This window comes from Legionella resiliens, assembly GCF_021344005.1.
Lineage (GTDB): Bacteria > Pseudomonadota > Gammaproteobacteria > Legionellales > Legionellaceae > Legionella > Legionella resiliens.
In genome coordinates this window covers 759,912-781,702 of record NZ_JAJTND010000004.1, presented here as the reverse complement: position 1 = coordinate 781,702, position 21,791 = coordinate 759,912, and the positions used below count along the sequence as shown (strand labels likewise).

Here is a 21,791-nt window from a genome sequence, read left to right as displayed (position 1 = left end):
ATGAAATATTATATTTCTTATTTTACATTAGTTGTTACTCTAATTCTGAATGGATGTTCCATAGGTCCAAAATATGTTCCGCCCAGCACTCCCCTGCCATCCAGCTGGGGTCACAAAGTACAACGTGCCAACTTGGTAAACAACGAAGAGGCGTGGTGGCGTAATTTTCACGATCCCTTATTAAACGATCTGATTGAACAACAAGCAGTCTATAGTTTAAATTTAAAAATGGCACAAGCAAGAGTAAATGTAGCAAGAGCCCAACACGCTGTAGCTGTAGCACAATTATTGCCATCATTAGGTCTTACTGCGTCCCCTCCTACTGGAACAGGATTTGATATCAATCAACTGATTGCGTTAAGTGGCTCTTTAAATCCCGATTTTTTTGGAAAACAGCGCCAAATGAACCAAATGGCTAAAGCAAATTTACAAGCTGAGCAAGCAGACCTGGATTTTGCCTTGATTAATTTATACTCCGAAATTGCCTCCTCCTACTTGGAGTTACGTGAAGCACAGACAAAAAATGCTGTATTGCTCCATAATATTTCAGGCAACAAACAAACACTGCAATTTATCAAGTCCCGCTATAAAGCAGGATATGCAAGTTACCTGAATATATCGCAACAAGATGGACTAATTGAAACGCAAGCAGCTGAATTAGAACAAAATAAAGCATACATTACCGCCCTACTGCACAAAATAGAGTTATTAACTGGAAATAATCCAGGTGTATTGGCAAAAAAATTATTACCACCTAAACCAATTCCTCAAATCACTCAAAATATTAATCTGGGAATTCCTGCTGAACTATTACGTCGACGGCCAGATATTAGAGCAGCGGAACGACGAGTAGCGGCTTCTCATGCTAATATTCGTGTTACCATGTCAAACTTATTGCCTCAAATCACAGTAGGATGGTTATTAGGATGGCAAACACAAACTATTGCAGGCAGTATTCTTACTGCACGTAATTTTTTCACAGTACAAAATCCCGAATCCAGATTCTTTGGAACTTTTGGAGCGCCCTTATTCAATGTTGGTTTATTCAATAGTATTGAATTACGAAAACGTGAAAAAGTTATTGCAGTCATCCAATATCAAATCGCTGTATTGCGTGCATTGCATGAGGTTGAAACTCAATATGATTATTTTCAGCATCATAAAAAAAGTCTCAGTCATCTCAAGCGTGCAGTGGAACAAAAACGTCTTGCTTTAAAACTGGCTCGAGCTGCTTATCATAAAGCCTCCTCTGATTTTAATACAGTGCTTCGTGCAGAAGAAGAATTGAATTCCATAGAGTTTGCTTATTTACAAAATATGGTTCGACTTCAAGTAACTCAAATTAATCTTTATAAGGCATTAGGAGGAAATCTACCCTCCTCGAGAACAAAGGTCGTTGTACAAAAGAAGGCCATTAGTAGAGGATGATAAGAACTCTTAAATGATCAGTTAAATTCTTATTCAAACAGGCGTATAAATCAAGCATCAGATCATTGCTATGCCAATGCTCTGAAAATATAGTACAAAGTGTGAACCTTTAGGAGAAGCAAAAAAATGCATCAACCAATAGATGCAGTATATACCTGGGTAAATTGTAATGATCCTCAATGGCTTGATGAATTTAACCAATACAAAAATATATCATCAAATTTATCAAGCTCCATTCACAAGGCTCGCTTCCGAGATTATGGAGAGCTATTTTATAGTCTATTAAGCCTAGAAAAATTTGCACCTTGGATAGAAAAAATCTTTATTATAAAAAAACGCTATCAATTTCCTAAAATTGATGGATTATCCCAAATCATTAAAAAAAAAATTATTTGGATCGATGAAATCGATATTTGCCCTCCGGAAATACATATTGATCAATTTTCCCCAACATTTAATAGTCTTGCTATCGAAGCAAACTTACACAGAATTCCGGCACTTAATGAACAATTTATTTATTTTAATAATGATATGTTTCTTGGTCGGCTAGTGCCAGAACAATATTTCTTTGATAACAATCAAGCTCGATTCGCTGTAAGCACTAAAATCATACCCAATATTTTACCTAAGAGGATTATATCAGGTCATGATCGTCATTATTTTAATGCATATCAAATTTTTAAAAAAAAATATATGCCTCCCAAAAACTTAGGCTATGCTTTTTTTCATTTTCCAATACATCAATGTACTCCTTTATTTAAAAGCAGTTATCAACAAATGTGGGCAAACAATACAATCAAAGAAAAACTTTTGGCAACAAGTCAATCTCGTTTTAGAACTGATGACAACATACATGCTGTCTTTTTATCTTGCTTCATAAACTTGTATTTTAAAAAAGCTTATCTTATTCAAGAGAAAGATTATTTTTTTCGTCTAGATTGCCGCAATCTGGAGAACAGTCTAAATGCAATAAAAAAAGATAAGCCTACCAGATTCTGTATTAACGACGGTTTAGTTGTTAATAAGGAAAATTTAGATGTATTTAATCAGCTAATGCAGGATTTATACTTAAACTAAAACATCTTTTTATTAAGCCCATAGAAAATTAACTATTTTTTACACGATACTTATAAGCAATTTATCTCATTGACAGGAGTGGAATAAAAGGCTATTTTAAACTTTCATTGTGATGATACTGTATGTTCAATCTGAGATATTCCTTAATAGTGCCGGATCGTTTTTAGATTGTTTCGTTAAATCAGAAATTGACTTTTAATAAGTAAGCTTTGTCTATTTTATAAAAATATGAATCTACTAAAATGAGAATAGCGTTTGTATCAACTTGTGACTATGCTACCCCTAGCGGTGTTAAAAATCATGTCTGCGACCTGGCGAATGAGTTAACAAATCAAGGAAACTCGGTTTATATTATCGGACCATCTTCGAAACCCTCCATAACCTCACGTATACCCAATTTTATTCAGATTACTTCTTTTCCTTCGGCAGCGAAAACAGGAAGATACATCCCCCCGCATATCTTACTCAGTCCAAAAGCAATCTCCTTTTTATATAAAGTTTTAAACTCCGAGAACTTTGATATAGTCCATATCCAAGAACCTTTAATACCGCCCTTGTGTATCAGTGCATTGTTCCACAAAAAAACGCCCTTATTTGCTACTTTTCATACATATTATGAAGAAGGACAACTGCTTTATCGGATGTTTCGTCCTATATTAAACACATGGTTAAACCGGCTACATGGACGAATCACTGTTTCCCAACCAGCAACAAAATATATCGAACAATATTTTCCTTATGATTATAAAATTATTCCTAATGGAGTTAACTTGGATAAGTTTTCTTCATCTGTCCCATCTATTCCCCTGTTAGATGATTCGGATTATATTAATTTATTATTTGTCGGCCATGCACAATATAAACGAAAAGGTTTGCGATATTTATTGGAAGCTTATCAACTTTTAAAAGTAAATTACCCTAAACTACGGCTGATAGTCACTGGAACAAGATGGACAGGAGCGTCTGTTCCCCATGAATTGAATCATTTTGATCTGCAAGACATTCTCTATTTAGGGACAGTGAGTGATGAAGAGTTAGTTGCCCTTTATCAAACCGCAGATATTTTTTGCGCTCCATCAATTGGTAATGAAAGTTTTGGTATTGTTCTAATTGAAGCAATGGCAGCGGGCATCCCTATTGTTACTACAAAGATTGAAGGTTATATGAGTGTTGTGCGTGATAATCATGACGCTTTGCTCGTTCCACCCAAAGACAGTAACGCATTAGGACAGGCCATAAAACGGCTTATCGACGATCCGGTTTTGCGTCAGAGGTTAATTCAACAGGCTAAAATAAGTGTACAGCGTTACTCCTGGAAAAATTTAGCAAAAGAAACCTTGGAATATTATAATGAACAATTAAGTCAATAATTAAAAATGTCTTGATAATTTGTTCTTAAAACCTAATTCAAGGGCTCTCTTCTTAAACTGTCCATAAAAGCATCTACCTTTGTAAAATGATCTGCCCATGTGGGAAGGCTATAATGAGATAATCTTTTAAGCTGAGATACTCGTTGTGCGCTATTGTTGTCAGTATAGGCTTCAATCATTGCTAACCAGGATAACCCATCAAGTGGATCAAGATATTCTGGAATATCTGCAGCAATTTCTTTAAAAACAGGCAAATCACTGGCAATGACAGGTACTTTTAAAGATAAAGCTTCCGCTAAGGGTAGCCCATAACCCTCTGCAAAAGTTGGAAATAATAAAGCCTGCGCATGACTTAAATAATTCACTAACTCATTATCATCTACAAAACGTTCGATAACTAATTCTCGTAAAATTTCACATCGTTCTAAAAAGTCAACGATATTTTCCAACTCCCAACCTCTTTTGCCTATTATGACCAATCGAGGCGTTTTTTCCTTCATTCGTTCCGCCAAACGACGCCACACTTGGAACAACAGTAAATGATTTTTTCTCGGTTCAATAGTTCCCAGTATCACAAAATAAGGTTGAGCGAGCAGCTGTTTTGTCATTACTGCTGGAGAGTCAAACAAAGTATTACTCCCTAATAATACAACCTCAGTTGGAGGTAATTGTTTATGACTGGATGCGGTAAATGCGTGCAGTTCTTCTAACGTTGATCTCGAATTAGTCAGGATACCATGTGCAAACGTTACTACATGAGCAACCATCGCTAAAAACTTTTTAGGTCTTTTGGGGGGACAATATTCAGGATATTTCAAAGGAATTAAATCATGTACCATAAATAGATTCATAACTCCTGCTTGTTTGCTTATTTGAGGATAACCATCAAATCGGGTAGGCTCAATATTCAACAAAAAACTTCCCGCTAAATTTTGTTTGTTTTGTTGCCTCAAAACCGATTTAATCAACAATAATGCGATCCTGACCCGATAAAACTTTGATTTGGAATCTATCAAGTGCATTATCTGACGTGTAGCACAATGCGACAAAATAAAATTAAATCGCCAACGAACAAGTTTAAGCTGAAATACCCCTCGGACGTTTTTTTTATAATAGTGTAAATAGGAAATTATCACTCGATCGATTCCTGTTGGACGACGTCCTAAAATGACATGTAATAACAATCGAGACATTCCAAGCAATATTTGTTTCATTCTCCATTCCAAGCAATCGATTAAAAAGCGTAGATTTTTCCTTTTCCTCATTTCCCAATCTTCGGAAAAAATAACATCATACGATTTAAATTCCTTCCGCAAGAGAGGACTATAGGTTCTGAGGAAATGCAAACTCAGGAAACGTTGCCCAAGCTTTTCTCATAAATTCTATAGGTTTTATAGTGTGTTGCATTAATTAACTCAAGTCCTGCTTGCATGGCATGATTGTCTTCCAATATCCAGGACAACTCTCCCTGTTGATAGTTGAGCTGATTTATTTTTCGGAAGTATTCATAATAAAGCAGCCCTCCTATTGGAAGATGCTGATATTTTTGAAGTACACCCAATAATGGAACACGGCCTTGATTAATTATTTTTTTAACTTTGAATTGCCAAAGTAACTTTAAGAAATTGAAAGGAAATAATTTACCGTTTCTTGCATGAATTAATAACTGATTCAGATCTGGAAGTCCCACTGAAAATCCACATGGTTCTCCATCTACCTCAGCAATAAATATTAAATTAGGTAAAATTGAAGATTTTAACTCTGAAGCTAAATAATAAAATTCCTCGACATCTAAAGGTAAGTAACCCCAGTTTTTTGCCCAGGCATCATTATAAATTTTAACGATCAATTTTATTTCATTTTTAAAATCCTTCATATTGATTGTTCTGATTGTAATATGATATTTATCACATATTTTTTTTATGATCTGTATTTTTTTAGGGTCAAATGCAATCTCATCCATACCCACAGTCCATGCCTGAAGATCCTTTATTTTTTTATATCCTTCTTGTTCTACTAGATTTATATAGTACTCAGGATTTTGAGGCATCATAATATAGGGTTTCGTATCAAAAGCAGAAATTTGTAACCCGCATTCATAATTTATTGAAGGATTCATTGGTCCACGCATACCCTGCATGCCCTGTCCAACAACCCAACGTTCTGCGTGCTTAAAAAGAACACTCGCTACTTCATTCGAGTTTTCACATTCAAAAAAGCCCCAAAAAGCAATTTTTTCATCATGTATTTTGTGATGCAATCTATTAATGATAGCCGATATCCTACCAACAGCCTTATTTCTATGGTATGCAACCCAATGATTAATTTCTGCCTCTTTATAAAATGGATTTTTTTTATCTAGGATACGTTTTGTAGTATGGTGTAATGGGGGAACCCAGTTCTCATTGTATTTATGTAGTTGAAAGGGGACGTGTAAAAAATCATTAAAGTGTTTCGATTTTTCGCATAAAACCACGTCAATTGACATAAAACCTCCATTTTAAAACGTTATTACTTCCATTTAAATGCAGGATTTGAGTATGCGTTCTTTACTTATTTTATGCAACCTGTTACTTGCATAAAAAAGCAGAAGTTGTAAGATCTCTTCAATCAGTATTGCTAAGTTTTTCAATTTAAAATTGTTCACATAGAATCTAAGTTTTTGAAAAGCATTATGCGATTTAGATTCGTTAATACAATTTAAATTTGATTATCTAAATAAGGATTTTTATGAATCAGCAAGTACAAAAACGTGTTTTACAGGTTATAGCAAAAGTTCTTATTCTTCCACCTGAAAATATACAGATAACTCAACCCCTGCATGAGATTTGTGACGACTCCCTGGATATGGTTAATTTAGTATTTACTTTAGAAGAAGAGTTTAACCTAGATATTGCAGATAAAGCAAAAGAAGCTAAAACCGTTTATGACATTATTGTGATCATTGATACTTTAATGCAACAAGCTACTGAGCACAGTGCTGTATGACCTAATCATGTCGTTATCACTGGCTTAGGGGGCTATTTCAGCGCTGAGAAATAATCATAAAGATTTCGGAAATCTCCTTTGCCATAGTGAATCAGGTATCTCGCCCATACAATAAAGTAGACTGCAGTGACATGCGATTTACAAGGTACAGAGGTTAAAAATATTAATATGGATGAGTACTTCCATCCTAAAGAATTGACATGACTCGAGCGCTTTGCACAATTTGCATTAATTTTGGCGCAAGAAGCAATAGAAGATGCAAAATATAGATCCTAATGCAATTGCAAATTGGGGGAGTAATGCTGTTCTTGTTTACGCCGTTATAGTTCCACTTGGCAAAAACAGCTATTTTAACAAATATTTACTTTTAGCTCCCATTCAACATATCATAGCTGTAACTACATTATCAAGGAACGAATTATATGATTTATAAAGGAATGTCACTCAAATTAAAACCTGCTTTTTTAAGTAGATTTGAATTATAACCGTGTTCGAATGAGAAAGTAGGAACTAGTATTTATCAACCAAGCAAAAATATACTAGATGTATGCAGTTTATAAAATGGATAAAACTCAATGCAAGATTTTATTTCTATCGTTGATGCTCTCCAAGGACATGTAAAAGAATATCCTGATTGTATCGCTATTAAATTTTTAACACAAAAAAATTATGAAACATTGACTTATAAGGAACTTGATCAACAAGCTCGTCGATTGGCTTATATATTGCAACAACATGAATCTTACTATGATGAGCGTGCTGTCATCCTGTTACCACCTGGATTAGATTACGTTGTTGCTTTTTTTGCTTGCCTTTACTCAGGAGTCATTGCTGTTCCAGTATATCCACCCAGAAGAAATCAGCATAAAAATCGTGTTTTTTCTATTCTTGAGGATTCACAAGCGAAATTTGTGATTACAAATCAAACTCTTGCCGCTGAGTTTATGGAATATACGGTTATAGACATTGATTCCACGCGCAAAGAAGTTGTTGAGAAATACCGCTCGTTTCCTGTTGAACAAAACAAAATTGCTTTTTTGCAGTATACCTCTGGATCGACAAACACACCCAAGGGTGTACTAATCAGTCATTTAAATCTGGTTGCAAATATTAAGGGGATACTCAGCTTTACCCCATCTAAAGAAACTGAGCGAGACAAAGTGTGTTCCTGGCTGCCTCCTTATCATGATATGGGTTTAATTGGATGTGTACTTACATCAATATATAAAAGATTTGAGCTTATCTTAATGCCGCCAGCTTACTTTTTACATTCACCCCTACGCTGGTTAGAAATTATTTCTCAAGAACGAATTACACTCACTTGTGTTCCTAATTTTGCTTTTGATTTCTGTGTAAAGAAAATTACCCCAGCTCAAATCAAGCAATTGGACCTAAGCTCTTTGCGTTGTATATACAATGGATCTGAACCAATTCAATTTGAATCAGTTCAGCAATTTATTAATACATTTGCTATCACAGGCCTATCGCCACAAACAATATACCCATGTTATGGTCTAGCTGAAGCTACATTAATGCTCACTGCAAAACAATATAATGCACCAGATACTTCATTAAAATTAATTAAATCGAATTTTGAATCAGGAACGATCTCCATTGCACCAGAGTCATTAAATCATTCTACTATGAATATAGTAAATTGTGGCCATTGCCTCTCGGATCATAATATTCGCATTGTTGACCCTCATACATTAAATGAATTGCCCGAAAGCAGTATAGGTGAAATATGGGCAAGTGGACCAAGCATAGCAAAAGGGTATTGGAATAAAGCGGACCTCTCTAAAGCCACTTTTGAAAACCAGTTACCTAATACTCCTGATCTATTCTATTTAAGAACCGGAGATCTTGGCTTCATCCACCAAGGAAATTTATACGTTACAGGACGAATCAAAGATTTAATTATTATTCATGGTAAAAATTATTATCCTCAAGATATTGAGCAAGCCATTACTCAGAATCAGGCGGCCTTTGAACCTCAAGGAGCAGCTGCTTTTGCTATAGAGGTGGATGAAAGACAAGAGTTAATTGTGGTCCAAGAGGTCAAACGTGTTGCACTAAATCGTGTTGAATTTGACTTATTATTTTCTGAAATTCGAGCCGTTCTTTTGGATCAATTTGGGTTAGTACCCTATTCTATCGTTTTAATAAAACCTTATACCCTTCCTAAAACTTCAAGTGGGAAAATCCAACGTTGGCTTACCCGTAAGTCATTCCTCGATAAAACTTTAAAAAATATCGCATTCTGGAAAAAAGAAGACCAAAATCCAACCGATGGCTTTTCTCTAACCTTATCAGTCAAGGAAGTTAAACAATGGTTAACCGATTGGTTAATGCGTCGCCTCAGCATGGTTTTGTCCGAACATGATTATGATAAATCAATTACTGCTTTAGGTATAAATTCTATTGCAGCAGTGGAATTATCCAATGATTTACAAACTAAAATAGGAAAACAGATTGAATTACTGCCTTTATTTGAACAATATACTTTAAATCAACTCATCGCTTTTTTGGCAGAAAACATTCCTGCTAAAGATTTAAAACAAATTAAAAACACACAGGTGATTCACTCTTTAGTAGATAAACAATTCATGCATAAATCATCAGTCAATGGTGAGTCATTTAGTCTTGTGGATTTTCCTGTATCGTTTGGATTAGGAAGTTTGATACAACATTCTGATACAAAGTTAGATAATCATTTTATTAGTGATTTAAAAAAAATTTATTTCAATGTTAATGAAGGTATATCCAGCAATACAACTATAATCGATGGAAAACATTATATTAATTATTCGGGTTATAATTACTTAGGCTTATCTGGCGAACCTAGTGTTACTGAGGCGGTAATTGCTGCAGTAAAAAAACTGGGTACCTCTGTTTCTGCCAGTCGCCTGGTTTCGGGTGAAAAATCACTTCATGGAGAATTAGAAAAGGCAATCGCTGATTTAATCGGTACAGAAGATTGTCTCGTATTCCCTTCCGGATATTCAACCAACATCACTGTTATTACACATTTGTTTGGCAAAAATGATCTTATTATTCATGATGAGCTCTCACATAATAGTATTATTCAAGCTGCTGTGTTTTCTGAAGCTGAACGTATTGCCTTTCCACATAATAATCACCAATTCCTCATTGATTTTCTCGAAAAATATCGCGATCAATATAGAAAAGTATTAATTGTCACGGAAGGGATTTTTAGCATGGATGGAGATATTGCTGATGTTCCCGATCTTATTACCATTAAAAAGCAATTTAATACTTTTTTAATGATAGATGAAGCGCATTCGATTGGTGTATTAGGAGAAACCGGCAAAGGTATTCGTGAACATTATAATTTAGATTCCAAAGATGTCGATATTTGGATGGGAACACTAAGTAAAGCATTTGCAAGTTGTGGAGGTTACATAGCGGGCTCTCATGAATTAATTGAAAATCTTAGGTATACCGCAGCTGGTTTTGTTTATTCAGCGGGCATATCACCTGCAAATACTGCCGCTGCATTAGCAGCGATTGAAGTAATGAAGAAAGAACCTCAACGAGTAAGTATGCTGCGTGATAGGCATACGCTGTTATTGTCTTTATTAAAAGAGCAAAACATCCCCACAGGATTAAGCAATAGCACACCAATTATTCCAATTGTTGTCGGCGAAGACTCAGCAGCAATTCAACTGAGTCATTACTTAAAAGAAAATCACATTTTGGCTTTACCTATTATTTACCCTGCAGTAGAAAAAAACTTAGCAAGAGTAAGATTATTTATGAATTGTTTACATACAGAAGAACAACTCTATAAAACTGTAAGCTTATTGAGAAACTATGTATTTTTCAAAAATAAAGTTAGAAAAGAACACGATGCGAATAGCAAAGCCAACCCACTGAGTTTAGAAGAACAGTGTGTCTGAATTTATACACGGGTATTTTGTAGCCTGGGTGCAGCCCAGACTACAATTTAAATTTCCCCCTAATTGATCTTATATTATGAATAATAGGACATTAAGGATGTCGCTACAAAAAAAGCAATCAACGCATACAAAAAACCAAATATCATATCAATAACATAATGAAATCTTCCATAAATTGTACTAATTATCAATCCCATTCCAAAAGGTAAGATGTAGTAAAATAATGGGGTATGTAAATACCACGTTGTTAATAACACAGCAGAAGCTACGCCTGTATGGCCACTCGGGAATGCAGTGCCAGGGGTCGAGCCATCTTGTAATAATTTATGAGTAAGTCGAAAGAAAAAACCGCGACTACGATGATCTTTAATTTTCTCAAAAATGTTACGAGGCCCATAAGCTGGAATAATGCTATGGGTTAGGTAACATGAAAAAAGTAACAATAAGATAACAAATTGACACTCATAGAATGGTACAAATTCTTGTCTAAGATAAAAAAATAAAGGCACCCCATAAATCAGTATAAAAAAAGTTAAATAACATAAATGCAGGAACTCGGAAAGAAATAGTGAGTTTGCACGATTGTTATGATGAAAATTTAGTACCCAAGCAAAATATTTTTCCTCAAGATGTATGAGTTTTTCATCATAATAAATCTTATTAAATGCAGATGCTAATACCTCAGTTTCTCTATGCAACAAGGGTAAAAATAATAAAGGAGACCAATCATATAAGATTTTTAAAGAGTTTGAATGAATAGGCATAAAAAATGGAAACGCTTCCCATAATATAACGATGCAATTAATGGAAATAAAAGTAAGGCGTAACTTTTTTTTTCTAGGGTTAGACATCCCTAAAATAAAAGTCGAAATAATGAGATAAATAATAACCAATAAAGCTACTGTTAACATAAATTCAACCTAAGTGAATAATAATCCAAATTTCTAGTACTTTACTTATGACCACTCAGGCAGATTTATGTTTACTCGCATGATAAATAGTCAAAAAAATTGTCTGTATTATCGTAAATGTTGACAGAAAAATTAAAAGCAGGAGCAAAACTCCTGCCCAATAAGAACTAAATAAGGAGGTAATCAAGATTCCTATCATGAAAAAAAGCATTTCCCCACGATTCATAACACGCCAAATTAATGTTTCATTATCATCGGATACTGCGCCGCGATGATTGGCATAAGCAACTATAAATGATGGCAAAATAACTACAAAGGATGTAATACAGATTAATTGATCCAAACTTAAATAAAATGCTTTAATTTCACAAAAGAAATAGGAAAAAATAATAGCAAAATCCACAAACCTATCAATGGTTCCATCGACAAATGCGCCTAAATTGGACGCTTTATTTCGGGCTCGAGCAACAGAGCCATCAATGACATCAAAGATACCTGCTAAAAGAAAAAGTAAAATGGCAGTAATATAGTAATGGGAATAAGAATAAAAAACAGCGATCGTTGCTAAAATTAAAGAATTTATTGTATAAAATCCCGCAGGGAAAGGACTATATTTTGCAAAAAATTTACCGAGAAACATGGAAGTCTTTTGCCAGGTCCGTGATTTTTCTTTTATCATGATTAAATCCAATTAAACATATATAAAAACTTGATAGATTTTATAACAATAAATGCAGCAACATCCTAAATTGCCATTAGTTAATATAGAAGATAATAACAAACAATTACAAGACCGTCATCTCACTAACTTGCTTTTAACTGTTTAGTTAATCATTTATAGGGATATAAATTCCCTCCTATTTTTTATTGATTTACTTACTTTTGTAACAATTTTAAATCATTTGTTTTGTGCAAAAACAAATCAGGCGGAGTTTAACAGGGAATAGTATGATATTTTCCACAAAAGGAAAAATATTGGTTACAGAATCCAAGGTATGTTTACATTTCGCCAGCTTGCGCTAAAATGACCTAATTTTCGAGTACCGAGCACAGTAACATGGAGTATGTGAGCATCGGAAAATATCAGGACAGTTTGACTAAGAGAGTAGAAATGTAATCAGACTCTAGGGCATATAAGGATTTAAGATGCAAGATTATAAAAGGATAAGATTATTTAAATCGGACTTTCTAGAACGTTTCTCTGTTGTCCACCCAATTATACCCGCGATTATTTATATCCCCATATTGTTTTATTGCAGTTTTCATATGCAAGTATCCTTGCAATCCCTAATCTTGATTTTTTCGGGTATTTTTTTGTGGACCTTTGTTGAATACACAATGCATCGATTTTTTTTTCATTTGCCAATTAATACCAAGTGGGCAAAAAAAATAAGTTATACCATCCATGGAATTCATCACAAGGATCCGCATGACCCTTTGCGACTGGTTGCACCACCACTAATGAGCATTCCCATTGGATTGCTTTTTTTATATATTTTTTCTCGTTTTTTTACATTAAACAATTTCTTTAGCTTTACCTTCGGTTTCACGTTAAGTTATCTAGGATATGATTACTTACATTGGACACTTCATCATAGTAAATCAAAAAACAGGATAATTTATTACTTACGCAGAAATCATGCCATACATCATCATCACATCCCCCCGAAACGCTTTGGAGTAACAAGTCCTTTATGGGATTTTATATTTAATACCTACAACCCTAACAAAAAATAATAATTAAATAATGCCTAACCTACCTAGCAATAGAGTCCGTAGAAAAGATATGAAAGAGTATAAGCCGAATGAATAAACAAACTATATTAATTACAGGAGCAAGTCGTGGTATTGGCGAGCAATTAGCAATACATTATGCTGCAACCAATATAAATTTGATTTTAGTTGCGCGAGATCTCCATGCTCTGAACAACGTTGCCCAACGTTGTCAAGAACAAGGTGCAAATACAATTTATGAAAGTATTGATGTCCAAAATGCTGCTCAATTAAAAAAATTTATTATCGATGTTGATAATAAAATGCCTATCGATTTAGTGATTGCTAACGCGGGGATCTCATCTACATTACAACCTGATTGGCAACCAGAAAAGGAAGAGCATATTAACCAGGTTTTTGCTATTAATTTGCAAGGGACTATGAATACCGTCACCCCGCTAATCCACAGAATGATAGAAAGAAAAAAGGGACAAATAGCCATGATGAGTTCCATTGCTGGCTTACGTGGATTACCCCAGTCTCCAAGCTACTGCGCCAGTAAGGCAGCACTTCATATATACGGCCAGTCCTTACGTGCTTGGCTTATTCGATATCAGATCCATGTTAATGTGATTTGCCCTGGGTATATTAAAACGGATATGTCGGATCGACTTACAGGGCTGAAGCCTTTTTTAATGTCAAGCGAGAAAGCAGCAAAAATAATACAAAAAGGATTACTAAAAAATAAAGCGTCCATTGTCTTTCCATGGCCTTTGCATATGCTAATCAAATTAGCTCATTTACTTCCCTCAAGACCGGTAGATGCAATTTTAAATCGCTATGAATCTTACATTAGCTAGCTTATATTATATATACACAAAAATCTGGAAAAATTTTAATATAAATAAGGGCTTGGAAATCCATGACAAATAAGAGTTATTCTTCATTTATTTTTGTGAATGAAGCTGATTTTCATAGGCGGCGGCGTAAAGAAATATTATTAAAATATCCTGTAGTTAAAGATTTATTTGGTCATGAATCCAAAACCATTTATATTAGTTTGGCTTTATTATCCTTTCAGCTAATATTAGCTTATTGGTGCAGAGCAACAACACTATTTTGGTGGTTATTTATTTTGTATTTTATAGGAGCCACAATAAATCATGCCCTTTTTACTGCGATTCATGAAATAACTCATAATTTGGCATTTAAATCAAAAAAGGCTAATCGTTATTTTGCACTCTTAGTTAATCTGCCATTAGGAATTCCTGCAGCAATCAGTTTTGAAAAATATCATCATTTGCATCATCGACATCTAGGTGATAAGAAAAAAGATGGTGATGTCCCTTTATTGATTGAAGCAAAAATATTCAATTCCATACCAGGCAAACTACTCTGGTTACTTATTCAACCTCTTACTTACAGCCTTCGTCCCATAATTAAATGGCCACAAAAAATGTCTTCCTGGGAGATAAGTAATATTACTCTGCAATTATTGTTTGATGTTCTAGTGATTTTTTTATTTGGTTGGAAGTTTTTAGGCTTTTTAATTTTATCTACTTTAGTGGGGATGAGTATTCATCCCCTGGCAACTCATTTTATCGCCGAGCATTATGTAGCGCATAAACAACAGGAAACGTATTCCTACTATGGTCCATTGAATTATCTTACTTTTAATTTTGGACATCATGTTGAGCATCATGATTTTCCAGGCATCCCCTGGTCCAGAACTTCTCAATTAAGAAAAATAGCTCCAGAATATTATAACAACTTGCATGTGCATAGCTCATGGATTGGGTTTATGAAAGAATTTATCTATTCAAAAAAAATTAATTTATTTTCTCGAGTGGTCCGATAGCGAACTACGTGGCGCTTTTTGTTATCACTCTTTCACTATCGCTCTGCTTCTGCAGTAGCCGTTTCATATACCTAGTCGCTTAGATCAAAATGTTTTATAATTAATTTAAAAAAATGACTTAAGGAAAAATCCAAATCACATGGAAAGATTTTTACAATTTATTGAAAAAAGCTTCATTCTTAAAAAAATTTCTCAGAAGTATGTAGATCTCTATAAAAGAAAAAAATTAATCGCAAAATTACATCGTAATTTGAAGTTATTTTTTTTAAGAAACGAAAAAATCGAATTTACAGTATCTAATGAACCTGAAATTTCTGTGATTTTAGTTCTTTACAATCAAGCACAATTTACCCTTGAGTGTCTGCGTTTATTACAACAACAAAGAAATATAACTTTTGAGGTTATTATTATTGATAATGCCTCAAGTGACTTAACTCATCAGCTTTTAGATTGTTGTCATAACGTTTTAGTCATAAAAAACGTTCAAAATGTTGGATTTCTCCAGGCTGCAAATCAAGGAGCCCAAATTGCTAAAGGCAAAAATTTGTTATTTCTTAACAATGACATCTGGCAATTAAATATAGATGCTTTTGCTATTGCATTACAAACACTAAATAGTAATAAAAAAATTGGCGCTGTCGGGGGTAAAATTATTCTTCCCAATAGTTTACTCCAAGAAGCAGGCGTGTTTATAACACAGAAAGGTATTTATCAATATGGACGCGATAAAAAGCCTGATATTTTTGAAGTTAACTTTCAGAGGCATGTAGATTACTGTTCTGGGCTATTTTTGCTAACTCCTAAAGACTTATTCCAAAGTTTAGGTGGTTTTGATGTCATCTATGCTCCCGCTTACTGGGAAGATAGTGATTATTGCCTAAGAGTAAACCTTGCTGGGTTTAAAGTGATTTATGAACCACGAATAATTATAGGTCATATTGAGGGAGGTAGCGCAACTAAAAAAGGATATTCTCGCACCTTAGGTGAGAGAAATATTGTCCTATTTCATAAAAAGCATACGGCATGGCTCCAAACAATAAGGCATTTAACTAACTTTTCACGCTTTACTTCCCATAGTGTAGTAATTTCCAGGTATCATAAACGTGATTGCAAACGTCTATTATTTATTGGTGATAATATTCCTTCTCTACATACATTAAATCTAATGAAATCAGCCTGCAATTCGGAATACGCAGTAAGTTATTATCCACTGAATAAACTTGATCTCTCATGGGATCAAATTTATAGCCTATTTGATATTCGAATTGAAGTCTGCAATGGCTTGAGTTTGCCCACTCTGGATAAATTTATTCATATTAGAAAAAACTACTATAACCAAATACTTGATGAGAATGGGAATCAAGAAAAATGGTCAAAATATTCTCGATTTCTTGCGAGCTCTTCTTAATTTACCGTAGGTATTTATAAAATAATCCTTGATATAACAAGAATATTGGGCACTCTAATCACTATGGGCAATCCCGGTGGAATGGGTGTCTTAAAGGGTGTAATAATTTTTAATATTGATAAACAGATCATTGATTTTTTTCCAGATAGATATTACATTGTCTTTCCACACAACAATTAGAATAATATGCAATCACTTTAATCAATGTATTAACTGAAAGGAGTATTATTAAATGTTTGGGAAAATGTACAATTTTTTTTCTGGAACAAAAGAGGAGGCTAACCCAAATCAAGGCTTCACCAATCAAGCAGATGTGTTAAGCCATGTTAAACTTGAGGAAGGTGAAAAAGGTATTTGTGCACAATTAGCCAATCTCTATACCAAATACCAGATGGATGGGTCTCCATCGAGCACACCTGATTTTCTAAACGGCACTTCGCAAGAAATTTATGATGCAGCATTAAAAGAAAGGAGACATCAGGAGGATTTATTCAAGCACGGCAAGGATGGATTGCATAGTGCTTTTGTGGATAAGAAGGCTCCCTACTTTTCCAGTTCTGATACAGTAAAAGTATCTGATCTGAATTCGGAATCCCTTGCACAAATAGTAGATGAGGCTGGACCAAATAACATCGTAACATACCCTGTCAAAAATGCAGGTCGTGCACGACATACAATTGCTTTTGGCAAAAGCAAAATTGGAGACTCATGCTATTCTTTTAGCGCCAATTTTCCTCCTAAAGAACACCCGTGCAATGCGTTTACAGAGCTTGCAAAGGAAATAACGGAATTAGGTGATCAAGATAAACCAGTGATTATTGCCACTCATTATATGAGGAGATAGGTTTCCATTGGTTGCGTTTTATGGGATCAACAATTTATGGTAGAGAAAGACCTCCTTTGGGTTGCATTGCAACTCGGAGATCTTTGATTATTTTTTCTTAAAGTCATTTTAATTTAACATTGTATCCAGTCTTGTCAGATAATCCATATCGTCTTCATTATCCCTTTGTACACTGAAAAAGGAAGATGAGCATTGTGAAACTGAAATAGTTTCTTCTACAATTACAGATTCTGAATTATCTGAAATTGTTTCTTCTACTGTTTGTTCTGCAGTTACCTCTACTGTACATTCTGAATTATCTGATATTGTTCCCTCTACTGTTTGTTCTGCAGTTACTACTATTGTTGTTTCTACAGAATTTTCCTCTGAATCAGACTCACTATTATAGCTGCTCTGAGCTGAACTATGCATTCTGTCGTAATCTTCCTCTGTGTATTCATGATAACTTAATTCTGGATCATCAATAGAACCTGTTGAAGTATGCACTTCTCCTTCTTTTGTAAATATTTCTTTCCACTTTGCTATTTTATGCAAGATCCAACCGCTAATGTAGCCAGACTCATAAAAAGCGTCCTCGTGCTCTTCGTGGCATTCAATATCCCAATTTTTATGTGCATTAGTTGATGCATGTGGCTTTCCTTGTTCTCTTGCTTGCTTATCCATTTCCGCATGTCCCTTAACTTGTTTTACAAAGATAGGAATAGGCTTTTTGGGCATGGGCTCCCCTTGCCATTCCTGAGCGTAATTTTGCCCTTTCATCACGCCAACTGACTCTGTAGCATGCTGTGAGGCTTGCACATCCGGATCCTTAGAAACAGTATTCAGTTTATTAGCAAATTTCTGCCTGTTTCCTTGATGATATATACCATCAGCTGGAGGATTTGCCATTGGCTCCCCCGTAGCAGTATAATAAATACCAGCTGCTAATCCACCCACGAACTGTTTGCCTTGGCTTATAACATACTGCTTTCTTGCTTTCTCAACTTCGTCAATATCATCCTTATCAACATGATCAAACTGGTTGGCACCGTATGGATCGTATTCCACAGAAGTTTCTTTTTTTGGTTGATCGTCATTCGTTGATTTTTGATTTTGTAACTCTTTATAGTTCTTTGATAACATAATTATACCCCTAAAAAATATGATTAAAAATTCACAAAATGTTTAAGTATTTTTCTATAGGGAAATGATTATGATTTACTTTTGACCTAAAGATAAATTTTAAGACAACTTGTGCAAGGATTATTTTAAAAAAGAAGGATTAAGAATTTATTAGTGCTTTGCATAAAACTTATTCGGATCCATATAAAAAAAACATGTAGTAAATATTTTCTAATTGAATGGAATTTGATCGCTTTGAGGAGAGATAATCGAATTGGCTTTCACCATAAATCGAATTGTGAATCCTTAAGAGGAATAAAAAAAGATAAAAAAGAAACTTGTGGTTACAATATCGAACACATGAGAAAAACAAATGAGAATCAGAAATTAAGCAGGAATTTCGGTCTGTAATTCATCAAACTACTTTATAAATAATTTCATAGAAAAACACATCTTCTTCTCTTTAATTTTAAATTGAGGGAAGTTCCGCTCCTAAAAAAGCCATTGTCGTCAAGAAGTATTGTAAGATCATTTCCTTAATTTTCCCGATATGAAAAAAGATCTGAGAAATTCTATTTGCATCTTTAATTTGATTGGGTATAGTCTAACACATTTGTAAAAATCAACAGACCACTTATCTGCATCACGATGCGTCAAATTCAAGCATCATCAGAATTCTTGCCCAGATAAGTAGTAATAACAACAGGAAGCCAGCTATGTACACAGGACCGAACTATCAACTCGGGGAAACTTACGACATGTTGCGCGACAGTGTCCACCAATTTGCTCGTGCTGAAATTGCTCCACTTGCTGCTCAAATCGATGAAAGCAATAGTTTTCCCAATCATTTATGGAAAAAATTAGGGGAAATGGGTTTACTGGGAATTACAGTAAGCGAAGAGTATGGCGGCGCCAATATGGGGTACCTTGCCCATGTCATCGCTATGGAAGAAATTTCTCGAGCATCTGCATCTATAGGTCTAAGTTACGGTGCTCACTCCAATTTATGCGTTAACCAAATTTATTTAAATGGTACGCATTCGCAAAAACAAAAATATCTGCCTAAACTTATTAGTGGAGAATATGTTGGGGCTCTGGCTATGAGTGAGTCCAATTCAGGATCCGATGTAGTCAGTATGCAATTACATGCTCGTCCAGAAGGCAACAAATATATTCTCAACGGCACCAAAATGTGGATCACCAATGGGCCTGATGCGGATGTCCTGGTTGTTTACGCCAAAACTGACAAACACGCTGCAAGCAAGGGAATCACTGCCTTTCTAATTGAAAAAGGAATGCCAGGCTTTAAGACAGCTCAAAAACTCGACAAGTTAGGAATGCGGGGCTCAAATACCTGCGAATTGGTATTTGAACATTGTGAAGTTCCGGCGGAACAGGTTTTGGGCGAAGTCAATCGAGGTGTTAAAGTATTAATGAGTGGACTGGATTATGAACGTACCATTCTGGCATCAGGCCCAGTAGGAATTATGCAAGCGTGTATGGATGTTGTTTTACCTTACGTACATGAGCGAAAACAATTCGAACAACCCATAGGTGAATTTCAATTCATCCAAGGTAAATTAGCCGATATGTACACTGATCTGAACGCCTCAAGAGCATATTTATATGCTATTGCCAGAGCATGTGATCAAGGTATAGTCAGCCGTAAAGATGCTGCAAGTGTGATTTTATATACGGCTGAAAGAGCAACACAAATGGCATTACAAGCAATTCAAATTCTTGGCGGTAATGGATATATTAATGAGTATCCCACAGGACGTTTACTGCGTGATGCAAAATTATATGAAATAGGGGCTGGTACTTCTGAAATCAGAAGAATGCTTATTGGACGAGAACTTTTTAAAGAAACAGCATAAGGAAAAATGAAAATGGAACAGAATGACATAGTAATCGTTGCGGCAAAAAGAACTCCTATGGGAGCCATGCTAGGAAATTTATCAGCTCTTTCGGCTCCAGAATTAGGAGCAATTGCACATATGGCTGCCCTATCTCAAGCAGGAATTAGCCCAGCAGAAATAGATGAAGTAATCAGTGGCTGTGTCTTACAAGCTGGAATTGGTCAAGCGCCGGCACGACAAGCTGCAATTAAAGCAGGATTGCCCAACTCTTCAGGAGCTACCACCATCAATAAGATGTGTGGTTCAGGAATGAAAGCAGTCATGTTAGCTCATGACTTAATTCGAGCAGGCACTGCACATATTATCCTTGCCAGTGGTATGGAGAGCATGAGTAATGCACCTTATCTATTGAGCAAGGCACGCTCAGGATACCGGCTAGGACATGGTGAATTAAAAGATCATATGTTCCTCGACGGATTAGAAGATGCCTATGATAAAGGAAAATTAATGGGGGTTTTCGCAGAAGCTACGGCGAGTCACTTTCATTTTAGCAGAGAGCAGCAGGATGAATTCGCTACCCGTTCCATGACCAGGGCACTCCAAGCAATAGAAAATGGAGATTTTAAAGAAGAAATTGCCCCGGTAACAATTAATACACGTAAGGGTGATATTACAGTGAATGTGGATGAAGGTCCTGATGCTGCAAAAATCGCTAAGATAGCCCAATTAAAACCTGCATTTAAAGCAGATGGAACCGTTACTGCTGCCAACTCAAGTTCTATATCTGACGGTGCAGCCAGTCTGATTTTAATGAGTGCTGGACAGGCAGAAAAACGCGGTATTCAACCCATTGCCCGCATTGTTGCTCATGCAAGTCATTCACAAGCACCAGAGTGGTTTACTACAGCACCAGTAGACGCCATTCGCAAAGTCATGAATAAAGCATCCTGGAAACAAAATGATGTGGATCTTTATGAAATAAATGAAGCATTTGCTGTAGTAGCAATGGCCGCTATAACACAACTTGAATTAAATCCAGAACACGTTAATATCCACGGCGGAGCTTGTGCTTTAGGTCATCCAATTGGTGCATCCGGTGCACGTATTTTAGTAACGTTGATACACGCCCTGAAGCATCAAGGGAAAAAACGCGGTGTCGCTTCCTTGTGTATTGGTGGTGGAGAAGCAACTGCTATGGCAATTGAATTAATTTAAAAATAAAAAAGCCCCCCTCTTCCATAAATGGAATAGGGGATCTCTTACAAAAAAAGTAATAGCTCATGTCCCCATATTAAGCAGTTGGATTTTCGCACA

17 protein-coding genes are annotated in these 21,791 nt (G+C 35.3%); 12 read left to right on the top strand and 5 right to left on the bottom strand.

What is annotated here, in order from left to right; genetic code table 11:
- The 3 genes from LXO92_RS08910 to LXO92_RS08900 all read left to right on the top strand — a co-directional run bounded on the left by LXO92_RS08910 (nt 1) and on the right by LXO92_RS08900 (nt 3,875).
- A complete protein-coding gene (locus tag LXO92_RS08910; RefSeq protein ID WP_232890809.1) occupies nt 1-1,428 on the top strand; it encodes an efflux transporter outer membrane subunit in 1,428 nt (475 codons plus the stop codon).
- Nucleotides 1,429-1,554: 126 nt separating this feature from the next.
- Complete coding sequence (locus LXO92_RS08905) at nt 1,555-2,505, top strand: Stealth CR1 domain-containing protein (protein WP_232890808.1); 951 nt, start codon at nt 1,555-1,557, stop codon at nt 2,503-2,505.
- Between the two features lie 242 nt (nt 2,506-2,747).
- The gene (locus tag LXO92_RS08900) at nt 2,748-3,875 is read left to right on the top strand and encodes a glycosyltransferase family 4 protein (RefSeq protein WP_232890807.1); all 1,128 of its coding nucleotides are present in this window, start codon (nt 2,748-2,750) and stop codon (nt 3,873-3,875) included.
- A gap of 32 nt (nt 3,876-3,907) precedes the next feature.
- Here the strand turns inward: LXO92_RS08900 and LXO92_RS08895 are convergent, their stop codons facing one another.
- Together LXO92_RS08895 and LXO92_RS08890 are read right to left on the bottom strand one after the other, a co-directional pair.
- Entirely contained in the window at nt 3,908-5,089 is a 1,182-nt protein-coding gene (locus tag LXO92_RS08895; RefSeq protein ID WP_232890806.1) for a glycosyltransferase family 4 protein, read from the bottom strand.
- Between the two features lie 134 nt (nt 5,090-5,223).
- Nucleotides 5,224-6,363, bottom strand: a complete 1,140-nt coding sequence (locus LXO92_RS08890) for a GNAT family N-acetyltransferase (protein WP_182352338.1) — start codon at nt 6,361-6,363, stop codon at nt 5,224-5,226.
- 242 nt (nt 6,364-6,605) lie between these two features.
- On the opposite strand from LXO92_RS08890, the gene LXO92_RS08885 reads away from it, so the two are divergent.
- Entirely contained in the window at nt 6,606-6,863 is a 258-nt protein-coding gene (locus LXO92_RS08885) for an acyl carrier protein (RefSeq protein ID WP_182352337.1), read from the top strand.
- 575 nt (nt 6,864-7,438) lie between these two features.
- Complete coding sequence (locus LXO92_RS08880; protein WP_232890805.1) at nt 7,439-10,783, top strand: aminotransferase class I/II-fold pyridoxal phosphate-dependent enzyme; 3,345 nt, start codon at nt 7,439-7,441, stop codon at nt 10,781-10,783.
- Nucleotides 10,784-10,857: 74 nt separating this feature from the next.
- On the opposite strand, the gene LXO92_RS08875 is transcribed toward LXO92_RS08880, so the two are convergent.
- Nucleotides 10,858-11,694, bottom strand: coding sequence for a phosphatase PAP2 family protein (locus LXO92_RS08875; protein ID WP_182352334.1), 837 nt, complete (start codon nt 11,692-11,694; stop codon nt 10,858-10,860).
- A gap of 55 nt (nt 11,695-11,749) precedes the next feature.
- Complete coding sequence (locus LXO92_RS08870) at nt 11,750-12,373, bottom strand: CDP-alcohol phosphatidyltransferase family protein (protein WP_232890804.1); 624 nt, start codon at nt 12,371-12,373, stop codon at nt 11,750-11,752.
- 467 nt (nt 12,374-12,840) lie between these two features.
- Between LXO92_RS08870 and LXO92_RS08865 the strand changes: the two genes are divergently transcribed.
- The 5 genes from LXO92_RS08865 to LXO92_RS08845 all read left to right on the top strand — a co-directional run bounded on the left by LXO92_RS08865 (nt 12,841) and on the right by LXO92_RS08845 (nt 17,517).
- Nucleotides 12,841-13,431: a sterol desaturase family protein gene (locus LXO92_RS08865; protein WP_182352331.1), complete on the top strand. Its 591-nt coding sequence runs from the start codon at nt 12,841-12,843 to the stop codon at nt 13,429-13,431.
- A 68-nt stretch (nt 13,432-13,499) separates the two neighbouring features.
- A complete protein-coding gene (locus LXO92_RS08860; protein WP_182352329.1) occupies nt 13,500-14,267 on the top strand; it encodes an SDR family NAD(P)-dependent oxidoreductase in 768 nt (255 codons plus the stop codon).
- 62 nt (nt 14,268-14,329) lie between these two features.
- On the top strand, nt 14,330-15,265 hold the full coding sequence (locus tag LXO92_RS08855) for a fatty acid desaturase (RefSeq protein ID WP_182352789.1): 936 nt from the start codon (nt 14,330-14,332) through the stop codon (nt 15,263-15,265).
- A gap of 139 nt (nt 15,266-15,404) precedes the next feature.
- Nucleotides 15,405-16,673 carry a glycosyltransferase family 2 protein gene (locus LXO92_RS08850; protein ID WP_182352327.1) on the top strand — a complete coding sequence of 423 codons (1,269 nt, stop codon included), beginning with the start codon at nt 15,405-15,407 and terminating at the stop codon, nt 16,671-16,673.
- A 232-nt stretch (nt 16,674-16,905) separates the two neighbouring features.
- Nucleotides 16,906-17,517: a hypothetical protein gene (locus LXO92_RS08845; protein WP_182352325.1), complete on the top strand. Its 612-nt coding sequence runs from the start codon at nt 16,906-16,908 to the stop codon at nt 17,515-17,517.
- Nucleotides 17,518-17,625: 108 nt separating this feature from the next.
- Here the strand turns inward: LXO92_RS08845 and LXO92_RS08840 are convergent, their stop codons facing one another.
- Entirely contained in the window at nt 17,626-18,639 is a 1,014-nt protein-coding gene (locus tag LXO92_RS08840) for a hypothetical protein (RefSeq protein WP_232890803.1), read from the bottom strand.
- Nucleotides 18,640-19,334: 695 nt separating this feature from the next.
- Between LXO92_RS08840 and LXO92_RS08835 the strand changes: the two genes are divergently transcribed.
- On the top strand, nt 19,335-20,495 hold the full coding sequence (locus tag LXO92_RS08835) for an isovaleryl-CoA dehydrogenase (RefSeq protein WP_182352321.1): 1,161 nt from the start codon (nt 19,335-19,337) through the stop codon (nt 20,493-20,495).
- A 12-nt stretch (nt 20,496-20,507) separates the two neighbouring features.
- Nucleotides 20,508-21,692, top strand: a complete 1,185-nt coding sequence (locus LXO92_RS08830; RefSeq protein ID WP_232890802.1) for an acetyl-CoA C-acyltransferase — start codon at nt 20,508-20,510, stop codon at nt 21,690-21,692.
- Nucleotides 21,693-21,791: the final 99 nt, after the last annotated feature.